Source organism: Streptomyces sp. NPDC096105 (genome assembly GCF_044763335.1).
Lineage (GTDB): Bacteria > Actinomycetota > Actinomycetes > Streptomycetales > Streptomycetaceae > Streptomyces.
In genome coordinates this window covers 188,472-197,466 of sequence record NZ_JBIWGC010000014.1, presented here as the reverse complement: position 1 = coordinate 197,466, position 8,995 = coordinate 188,472, and the positions used below count along the sequence as shown (strand labels likewise).

Here is an 8,995-nt window from a genome sequence, read left to right as displayed (position 1 = left end):
GGGGGGGGGCGGGGGGGGGGGGGGGGGGGGGTGGGGGGGGGGGGGGGGGGGGGGCTGGGGGGGGGCGGGTGGGGGGGGGGGGGGGGGGGGGCCCCGGGGGGGGGGGGGGGGGGGGGCCCCCGCCACCCCGGTGGGCGTCGCGGGCGGAGTGCCCGGCGGGGGTGTCGGCGCGGCGCCCGGGGGCGGGGCGCCGTCCGCTCCGCCCCCGTCCGGCGACGGCAGCAGAGGCGGGTTCTGCGGGACCCCGGGCAGCCGCTGGTTGAGGATGTCGCTGACGGTGCGCAGCGCGAGCTGCTTGGGTCCCTCCAGCTCGAACTTCTCCGCGCCCTCCCCGCCCAGCAGCTCCTTCACCAGCTCCATCTGCGCCTGGATCATGCGGAGTTGATCCTCGCGCATGCTGTTCATCACCAGGCGCGAGTCCTCCGGGTGCTGCGCCAGGTGCAGCGCCCAGGCCTGCACCCCGCCCTGTGAGAGATGCCACTGGTAGAACTCGATCTTCTTGGCCTCGACCCGCTGCAGCTCCAGCATCTGCTCGCCCTGGAGCATCGCCTGTTCGTGCTGCCAGCGGTGCTGCTGCATGGCCAGTTCCTGCTGCTGGCGGCCGTACTCCAGGGACCGCGCGGCCTGCAGCGCGTCCTGCTGCCGGTGGCGTTCGTCCATGGCGACGTCGACCCGCATGCCCTCCTGGGCCGCGTGGACCTGCTCCTGCGCGGAGTGGCCGATCTGCTGGAGCCGCCGCTGGTGGTCGATGTCCGCCTGGTCCCGGCGCAGCCGCAGCGTCCACGTCACCTGGAGTCCCGCGGGCGCGCCCAGCGGGCCGACGACGGTGACCGCGTTCAGCAGTTCCCGCTCGGCCCGCGCGCTGTCGTCGACGGCGAAGCGCCGGGTCACCGGGCGGGCCGCCTGCTGGAGTTCGCCGATCAGCAGCGCCGGCACGTCCCGGACGCCGCTCGCCACGAACCGCGCCGGGTCCAGCACCTGCCACGAGACGTCCACCTCGGCGGTGAACTCGAAGGCGTCGTTGTCGCTGGGCAGGGTGAGCGTCTCGGTGAACGGGTGGATGCCCATGTCCACCTCGTACACGGCGGTGTAGCGGCGGGCGGCGATCTCGCTGCGGCTGGGCCGGGCGGGCGGCGGATACGCCTCGTAGCCGCCCTTGGGGGTGGAGAAGACCAGGGCGTGGTCGATGCGGACCACGTGCTTCAGGGACAGCTCGAAGCGGGACAGCTGTCTGACGGTGAGCACCGGGTCGATCAGCCGGGTGTGCCGGTCGGCCGGCTGCTGCCACTCGGGCGGACGGTGGAAGGAAGGCATGGGACGGACGTCTTTCGTCGGTGGGGTCGGTGCGTCAGCGGGGCGGCAGCGTGCCGAGCAGCCGGGCGGCGACCCCCGGCGGGGGGTTGCCGTCCTCGCCGGGCATGGTGCGCAGCAGGTGGCTCAGCCGTTGGTGCTCCGTGGGCGTGGTGACGAGCCTCGGCAGCAGCGCTGCGAGCGCCCACTCCACGGCGGTCGAGCGGTCGGCGACGAGGACCCACTCGCGCATCACCGCGAGCGCGCCCCGGGTCTGGAAGGGGTCGCCGAGCGCCTCCCGCCACAGGTGCGCGATGCCGTCGGCGGCCCGGTCCTCGTCGGTGGCGGCGCGGGCGTACCAGTCGAGGACGAGCGGGAAGCCGTACCGTTCGTCGTCCTTGGTGCGGTGGCAGGCGCTCACGAAGCCGCCGAGGACCAGGTCGTGCACGGCGCGGTCGTCGTCGAGGTGGGCGCGCAGGTCGTCGAGGACCTCGGAGGAGGCGGGGGAGAGCAGCAGCAGCTCCACGGCCTCGGCGAGCTCCCCGGCCATCTCCACGTCGAAGTCGTCCGGGTCGCCGAAGCGCTGGTACAGCTCGCGGGCGGCGGCGCGCAGCGCGGCGAGCGCCTGGGCCGGCCGCTCCGGGCCGATCAGCGCGTACGCGCGGACCGCCACCCAGCGCAGCCGGCGGTCCCCGGCGTCCGACCAGGTGTCGAGGATGCGCGGCACGTTGGGGGTGCCGATGTGGTGGGCCAGGGTCAGTGCGTTGACGGCGACGAGCCGGTGCCGGAACCGGTTGGACCGCGCCCACGGCTCGATGACCAGCGCCATCGCGGACGGCAGGTCGGTGCGGGCGAGGACGGCGACGGTGGACGCGGCGCGGGTGCGCACCAGGGGGCGGCCGTCGTCGGCCAGCCGGCGCAGCCACTGGATCAGCGCGGGCCGCGCCGAGGGGTGGCCCGTCCACACCTCGCGCAGCAGCACCAGCGAGGCCCGCTCGTCGTGGAACGCGGCCTTCGTCTGGGTGACCGGGCCCCACTCGGTGTGCTCCTCGCCCTCGGACAGCCGGGCGCGGGCGAGCTGGAGGCGCTTGCCGATGTGGGTGCCGAAGACGGGGATCTCGGCGGTCCGGGACCCGTTCTGGGTCTGCTGGAGGAAGCCGTGGAGCAGGTCGCTGAGTTCGGCGGTGAGCGCGTAGGGGCCGTCGTCGAACGCGGCGAGCGCGATGAGGAACGCCTTGTCCCGCAGGTGGACGGTGGTCTCGTCCTCCTCGAACCACTCGCGGACCTGGTTCTCCAGCGACACCAGGGAGAAGGAGGCGACCTCCTGCTCGGTGGCCTCGCCCGCGGCGTACCGGCCGAGGAGCTGGGCGAAGGCGGCGACCTCGCGCGGCTGGTGGCCGTGGTCGAGGAACTCCTTGACCGCCGGCATCCCCAGCAGGCGCGTCACGGCGTCCTCGCCGGCGCGGACCCGCAGGTGCGCGGCGAGCACGTCCTCGGTCGCGGGCGGCCGCCAGCCGACCGCGGACACGTCGTCCTCCAGGACGGCGGTCGGCCCGACCGTGATCACCGCGTACGCGTCCTGTTCCGCGAGCCGGTCGGCGGCGCCGAGCAGATGGGTCTCGCGCAGGGCGTTGCCGCGGCGGGTCTCCAGGTCGCACAGCACGTAGCCGCGGGCGGCGCCCGTGCCGCCCGTCGTGTCGTCGCGCGGGGTGAAGCGGTCGGCCAGCGACCCCGGGGTGGTCTCGCGGTCGAGGGCGACCACGGGGCCGGCGCCGAGCCGGTGCAGCAGCATCAGGGCGGCCGTGCGGCGGCCGGTGAAGCGGGCGCCGGACAGCACCAGCACCCGGTCGCGGCGCAGCCGCTCGACCAGTTCGCCGAAGGCGCCGTCGGTGGTGACGAAGGTGGCGGCGAGCCGGTCCAGGGTGGCGCGCGGTATCTCGCCGGAGGCGGAGGCGGCCGTGGACAGTCCGGGGAACGTCCAGTGGTGGACCGTCTTGCTGCCCATGACCACGTCGCCGGTGACCCGGCCGCCGGACACGCCGTGCTGGTCGCCGGCGACGAACCCGCCGCCGAACGCGGCGTGCGAGCCGACCTTCATGGTGCGCGGGCTGTGGTCGACCAGGTCGCGGCGGGCCGCCCAGGCCTTCTGCGGCTGGTCGTGCTCCTCCGGCTCCTCGCCGGCGGACTCCTTGGAGGGGAGCTCCTCGGGGGCGCTCCCGTCGGGTGCGGGGGCGTCCCCCGGGCCGCCCCCGGCTCCCGGACCCGCCGGGTCGTGGCCGGTCATGAGCGGTCCCCCTCCGTCTTGCCGCCCATGACCACGTCGCCGGTGACCCGGCCGCCGGACACGCCGTGCTGGTCGCCGGCGACATAGCCGCCGCCGAACGACACCGTGCCGCCGTTGACGTCCAGGACCGGGCCCGGCGCCGGGGCTCCCCGCTGTCCGGCCGGCGCCGGGTGTTCCCGGGCGTCCTCCTCCGTGTCCTCGGGGGCCGGGCCGGCCGGCGCCGGGCGGTCCCCCGATCCGCCCGGCGCCTCCCCCGCCCCCCGCTCACCGTGGTCCTCCCCGGCCGACGGCGCCGGGCCGTGCAGCCACGCCGTCAGCGGGCCGTTCTTGGTGTCCACCGTCACCCGGTGGAAGCCGGCGGCCGGGACGCCCGGATGGTCGTGGCGGACGACGCCCTGGTACACGGAGTCGGACACGCACAGGGCGAAGTCGTCGGCGCGCTCCCGCAGGGCCGCGCGCAGCAGGGGGGCGTCCAGCAGCCGGCAGGCGTGGTTGAGGTCGGAGCCGACCCAGCCGTCGAGCCGGTCGACGGCCACGTAGCCGCCGGCGACGACCCCGCGCAGCCGCATCTGCGCCGACCGCGACGCCATGCGGTTCACGGCCCGCAATTGCACGGGGACCTCGGTGAGCAGGGCCCGCAGCAGGGCGGTGACCGGGGCGTTCGCGTCGATCAGCTCCATCACGGAGTCCCCGCGGTCGGCGCGCGTGCGCAGCGTCTCGTCGATGCCGGCCGCCTCCAGCGCCCGGTCGGTGACGTCGTACAGCATGCGCCGCAGATACGCCTGCTCCACGTCGTCCCGGTCGCTGAACCTCTCGATGTCCAGCAACAGGATCGTGCGGCTCACGGGGTGGGTCATGGTCGCCCTTCGGAGGATGGGGATGGTCGCGCAGGGCAGCAGAGTGGCGTGAGCGGAGGGTGGGGCGTGAGGGCGTATGACCCACAGAAACTGTGACGGCGTACACAGAAGCGGCTTGAAGGGGCGCGGGGAACCGCGCGCCCGGCCCTCACCGGCCGGTGGACGGACCCGGCCCGGCCACCCCCGCCCGCTGAGGGGCGCCGGGGTCAGAGGTCCAGGTCGCCCCGGCGAGCCGTCGTCTCCCCGTCCCGGGATCGCTGGGGCGACGGAATGCCCGGGGCGGTCTGGTCGGTGGTGGCGATGCGGCGGAGGACGTCGGGGCGGCGGATCAGCAGGGTGCGGCGGCCCGTGGACACCGCGTCCTTCTCCCGCAGTTCGCGCAGCAGCCGCTGCACCATCTCGCGGGACGCGCCCACCGACCCCGCCAGCTCCTGCTTGCTGAGCGGCACGGCGAGCTCGACGCCGTCGGGGGTGCGGCGGCCGTGGCTGCGGGCCAGGTCGAGCAGCAGCACCGCGAACCGCTGGCGCACGTTCATCGACGCGAACTCCAGGCGCCGCCGGTCCGCCGCCCGGGTGCGGTCCGCGGTGAGGCCGAGCAGGGCGAAGGACGCGGCCGGCGACCGGCCGAGGAACTCCTTGAACCGCGCGTGCTCCACGGCCACCGCCCGCACCGCCTCCAGCGCGGTCACCGTCGCCGACCGGGGCCGCCCGGTCAGCGCCGCCGACTCGCCGACCACGTCGCCGGGGCCGCGCAGCGCGAGCAGCGCCTCGTAGCCGTTGGCGGCCGCGGCCGTGACCTTCGTCCAGCCCTCGACGAGGAACAGGACGTGGGAGGACGGCTCACGCTGGTGCAGCAGGGTGACGCGGGGGGCGAAGCGCAGCTCGCGGCCGAGTCCGAGCAGCGCGGTGCGCTCCCCGCTCTCCAGACGGGCCAGGAACGGCACCCTGTCCTCCAGGCCACCGTCGTCCGGACCGTACGACGCCGATGTCATCAGGCTGGACCCCCCGTTCGTCTGCGGCGGACGGACCAAAGTACTGAGCGCCCGGCATGTGAAGGGCGTGATCCGGCCAATCCGGCACAGGAGCGCGCACCGCGCGAAAGGAACCACGGGAACCGGCAGGAGGAACCGCAAGAAGTCGGGCGTGTCGAGCTCCGTTCCTTTTGTTTTGACCGGAGTCCGTGAGCTGAGTACGCTCAGACCTTGTGCCTGGGGTGTGCCCTGGCCTTCGTGCGTGCCATCACACCGCACCGGGGGCTGTGAAACGGCCACCGTGATTCAGCGCTTCCCTCTGCCTTGCGGCGGGAGTCCGCCGGATTCGACACACCCGACCGCGTGGGTCGGAGGTGTTCCAGGTTAGCTGTACCCATCGGCACACAGAAACCGGAGAAGTAGTGCCTACGATCCAGCAGCTGGTCCGCAAGGGCCGGCAGGACAAGGTCGAGAAGAACAAGACGCCCGCACTCGAGGGTTCCCCTCAGCGCCGTGGCGTCTGCACGCGTGTGTTCACGACCACCCCGAAGAAGCCGAACTCGGCCCTGCGTAAGGTCGCGCGTGTGCGTCTGACCAGCGGGATCGAGGTCACCGCCTACATTCCGGGTGAGGGACACAACCTGCAGGAGCACTCGATCGTGCTCGTGCGCGGCGGCCGTGTGAAGGACCTGCCGGGTGTTCGCTACAAGATCATCCGCGGCTCGCTCGACACCCAGGGTGTCAAGAACCGCAAGCAGGCTCGCAGCCGTTACGGCGCCAAGAAGGAGAAGTAAGAATGCCTCGTAAGGGCCCCGCCCCGAAGCGCCCGGTCATCATCGACCCGGTCTACGGTTCTCCTCTGGTGACCTCCCTGATCAACAAGGTGCTGCTGAACGGCAAGCGCTCCACCGCCGAGCGCATCGTCTACGGTGCCATGGAGGGCCTGCGCGAGAAGACCGGCAACGACCCGGTCATCACGCTGAAGCGCGCTCTCGAGAACATCAAGCCGACCCTCGAGGTCAAGTCCCGCCGTGTCGGTGGCGCCACCTACCAGGTCCCGGTCGAGGTCAAGCCCGGCCGTGCCAACACGCTGGCGCTGCGCTGGCTGGTCGGTTACTCCCGCGCCCGTCGCGAGAAGACCATGACCGAGCGTCTGCTCAACGAGCTCCTCGACGCCAGCAACGGCCTCGGCGCCGCTGTGAAGAAGCGCGAGGACACGCACAAGATGGCCGAGTCCAACAAGGCCTTCGCGCACTACCGCTGGTAGTCGCAGACCCCATCGAGACCGAGAGAAGACTGAAGCCTTATGGCTACCACTTCGCTTGACCTGGCCAGGGTCCGCAACATCGGGATCATGGCCCACATCGACGCGGGCAAGACGACGACCACCGAGCGGATCCTGTTCTACACCGGCGTCTCCTACAAGATCGGTGAGGTCCACGAGGGCGCTGCCACCATGGACTGGATGGAGCAGGAGCAGGAGCGTGGCATCACGATCACCTCTGCTGCCACCACCTGTCACTGGCCGCTGGAAGACGTCGACCACACCATCAACATCATCGACACGCCGGGCCACGTCGACTTCACCGTCGAGGTGGAGCGTTCCCTGCGCGTGCTCGACGGTGCCGTGACGGTGTTCGACGGCGTCGCCGGCGTCGAGCCCCAGTCCGAGACGGTGTGGCGTCAGGCGGACCGCTACGGCGTTCCGCGCATCTGCTTCGTCAACAAGCTCGACCGCACCGGTGCGGACTTCCTCCGCTGCGTCGGCATGATCTCCGACCGTCTGGGCGCGCAGCCGCTGGTCATGCAGCTGCCGATCGGCGCTGAGGCCGACTTCAAGGGCGTCGTCGACCTCGTGAAGATGAAGGCCCTGGTCTGGTCCGCCGAGGCGACCAAGGGCGAGATGTACGACACCGTCGACATCCCCGAGGACCTCGCCGAGCTCGCCGAGGAGTACCGCGGCAAGCTGCTCGAGGCCGTCGCGGAGAACGACGAGGAGCTGATGGAGCTGTACCTCGAGGGCACCGAGCCCTCCGAGGAGCAGCTGTACGCGGCGGTCCGCCGCATCACCATCGCCTCCGGCAAGGGCGACGGCACCACCGTCACCCCCGTGTTCTGCGGCACCGCGTTCAAGAACAAGGGCGTGCAGCCCCTGCTCGACTCCGTCGTGCGCTACCTGCCCTCCCCGCTGGACGTCGAGGCCATCGAGGGCCACGACCCCAAGGACGCGGAGAAGGCCGTCTCGCGCAAGCCGTCGGACGAGGAGCCCCTCGCCGCGCTCGCGTTCAAGATCATGAGCGACCCGCACCTCGGCAAGCTCACCTTCGTCCGCGTGTACTCCGGCCGCATGGACTCCGGCACCCAGGTGCTGAACTCCGTGAAGGGCAAGAAGGAGCGCATCGGCAAGATCTACCGCATGCACGCCAACAAGCGTGAGGAGATCGAGTCGGTGGGCGCCGGCGACATCGTCGCGGTCATGGGCCTGAAGCAGACCACCACCGGTGAGACGCTGTCCGACGACAAGAACCCGGTCATCCTGGAGTCCATGGACTTCCCGGCGCCGGTCATCCAGGTCGCCATCGAGCCCAAGTCGAAGGGCGACCAGGAGAAGCTCGGCGTCGCGATCCAGCGGCTCGCCGAGGAGGACCCGTCGTTCCAGGTCCACTCGGACGAGGAGACCGGCCAGACCATCATCGGCGGTATGGGCGAGCTGCACCTCGAGGTGCTGGTCGACCGCATGCGCCGTGAGTTCAAGGTCGAGGCCAATGTCGGCAAGCCTCAGGTCGCGTACCGTGAGACGATCCGCAAGTCGGTCGAGAAGGTCGAGTACACCCACAAGAAGCAGACGGGTGGTACCGGCCAGTTCGCTCGCGTGATCATCGCGATCGAGCCGATCGAGGGCGGCGACGCCTCCTACGAGTTCGTCAACAAGGTGACCGGTGGCCGTGTGCCGAAGGAGTACATCCCTTCGGTGGACGCCGGTGCGCAGGAGGCCATGCAGTTCGGCATCCTCGCCGGCTACGAGATGACCGGTGTCCGCGTGACGCTGCTCGACGGCGCCTACCACGAGGTCGACTCGTCCGAGCTCGCGTTCAAGATCGCCGGCTCGCAGGCCTTCAAGGAGGCCGCGCGCAAGGCTTCGCCCGTGCTCCTGGAGCCGATGATGGCCGTCGAGGTCACCACGCCCGAGGACTACATGGGTGACGTCATCGGCGACATCAACTCCCGCCGTGGCCAGATCCAGGCCATGGAGGAGCGGGCCGGTGCCCGCGTCGTGAAGGGCCTCGTGCCCCTCTCGGAGATGTTCGGCTACGTCGGCGACCTGCGCAGCAAGACGTCCGGCCGTGCCAGCTACTCCATGCAGTTCGACTCCTACGCCGAGGTTCCGCGGAACGTCGCCGAGGAGATCATCGCGAAGGCCAAGGGCGAGTAAGGGGCTCCGTTTAACGGACTCCGTACCGACGCTTTAGGCTTGACCCCGGAGCCTGCAAGCGGGCATTCCGCCGCCACCCTGGCGGAATGCCCCGGGCCCGGGTTTCCCAGCAAAGATCACCTGGCGCCGATGAAGTAAGGCGTACAGAACCACTCCACAG

General features: G+C 71.7%; 7 protein-coding genes. 3 read left to right on the top strand and 4 right to left on the bottom strand.

Annotation, left to right across the window (positions count from 1 at the left end; translation table 11 throughout):
* The 4 genes from ACIQ8B_RS22440 to ACIQ8B_RS22425 all read right to left on the bottom strand — a co-directional run.
* Positions 1-1,314, bottom strand: a 1,314-nt coding sequence (locus tag ACIQ8B_RS22440) for a hypothetical protein (protein ID WP_403549014.1), incomplete at its 3' end; no start/stop codon positions are given.
* 34 nt (positions 1,315-1,348) lie between these two features.
* Positions 1,349-3,574, bottom strand: a complete 2,226-nt coding sequence (locus ACIQ8B_RS22435; RefSeq protein ID WP_403549012.1) for a hypothetical protein — start codon at positions 3,572-3,574, stop codon at positions 1,349-1,351.
* Positions 3,571-4,431, bottom strand: coding sequence for a hypothetical protein (locus tag ACIQ8B_RS22430; RefSeq protein ID WP_403549010.1), 861 nt, complete (start codon positions 4,429-4,431; stop codon positions 3,571-3,573). The genes ACIQ8B_RS22435 and ACIQ8B_RS22430 overlap by 4 nt, the downstream gene beginning before the upstream one ends.
* Positions 4,432-4,637: 206 nt before the next feature.
* Positions 4,638-5,423 carry a Crp/Fnr family transcriptional regulator gene (locus ACIQ8B_RS22425; protein WP_106412912.1) on the bottom strand — a complete coding sequence of 262 codons (786 nt, stop codon included), beginning with the start codon at positions 5,421-5,423 and terminating at the stop codon, positions 4,638-4,640.
* 401 nt (positions 5,424-5,824) lie between these two features.
* Here ACIQ8B_RS22425 and rpsL point away from each other — a divergent pair, with 401 nt between their 5' ends.
* The 3 genes from rpsL to fusA are packed head-to-tail and all read left to right on the top strand — an operon-like array spanning position 5,825 to position 8,835.
* Complete coding sequence (gene rpsL, locus ACIQ8B_RS22420) at positions 5,825-6,196, top strand: 30S ribosomal protein S12 (RefSeq protein ID WP_003948652.1); 372 nt, start codon at positions 5,825-5,827, stop codon at positions 6,194-6,196.
* A 2-nt stretch (positions 6,197-6,198) separates the two neighbouring features.
* On the top strand, positions 6,199-6,669 hold the full coding sequence (rpsG, locus tag ACIQ8B_RS22415) for a 30S ribosomal protein S7 (RefSeq protein WP_003998848.1): 471 nt from the start codon (positions 6,199-6,201) through the stop codon (positions 6,667-6,669).
* A 39-nt stretch (positions 6,670-6,708) separates the two neighbouring features.
* The gene (gene fusA / locus ACIQ8B_RS22410; RefSeq protein WP_106412911.1) at positions 6,709-8,835 is read left to right on the top strand and encodes an elongation factor G; all 2,127 of its coding nucleotides are present in this window, start codon (positions 6,709-6,711) and stop codon (positions 8,833-8,835) included.
* The last annotated feature ends 160 nt before the right edge of the window (positions 8,836-8,995 follow it).

Coding starts and splice junctions, on each gene's coding strand:
- ACIQ8B_RS22435 (WP_403549012.1), bottom strand. CDS start 3,574: ATGACCGGCCACGACCCGGCGGGTCCGGGAGCCGGGGGCGGCCCGGGG.
- rpsG (WP_003998848.1), top strand. CDS start 6,199: ATGCCTCGTAAGGGCCCCGCCCCGAAGCGCCCGGTCATCATCGACCCG.
- fusA (WP_106412911.1), top strand. CDS start 6,709: ATGGCTACCACTTCGCTTGACCTGGCCAGGGTCCGCAACATCGGGATC.
- ACIQ8B_RS22430 (WP_403549010.1), bottom strand. CDS start 4,431: ATGACCCACCCCGTGAGCCGCACGATCCTGTTGCTGGACATCGAGAGG.
- ACIQ8B_RS22425 (WP_106412912.1), bottom strand. CDS start 5,423: ATGACATCGGCGTCGTACGGTCCGGACGACGGTGGCCTGGAGGACAGG.